Genomic DNA, 241 nt, shown 5'->3' with positions numbered 1-241 from the left:
ATCGCCCGCACCGCCGCCGCCCTGCGCGCCGCCCTCCGCAGCGACGACCCCGCCTTCCGCAAGGCCTATGTGCGCCTCTTCCTCGCGGAAGTCCTCGTCACCGACGACGAAATCCGCCTCCGCGGACCAACCGCCGCACTCGCAAAAGCCACCACCCACGAAGGACTGCCGCCCCCCGGCGCCATGGTGCCCAGTTTTGTACGGCAGTGGCGTCCCGTAGGGGATTCGAACCCCTGTTACC

1 protein-coding gene is annotated in these 241 nt (G+C 69.7%); it reads left to right on the top strand.

Going from position 1 to position 241, the window contains the following annotated elements; all coding sequences use genetic code 11:
- On the top strand, nucleotides 1-241 hold a 241-nt coding region (locus tag B8460_RS23135), incomplete at both ends, for a hypothetical protein (RefSeq protein ID WP_206742661.1).

It is taken from the genome of Acidisphaera rubrifaciens HS-AP3, from assembly GCF_000964365.1.
Lineage (GTDB): Bacteria > Pseudomonadota > Alphaproteobacteria > Acetobacterales > Acetobacteraceae > Acidisphaera > Acidisphaera rubrifaciens.
The sequence above is the reverse complement of the archived record's forward strand: the minus strand, read 5'-3'. Positions and strand labels throughout refer to the sequence as shown.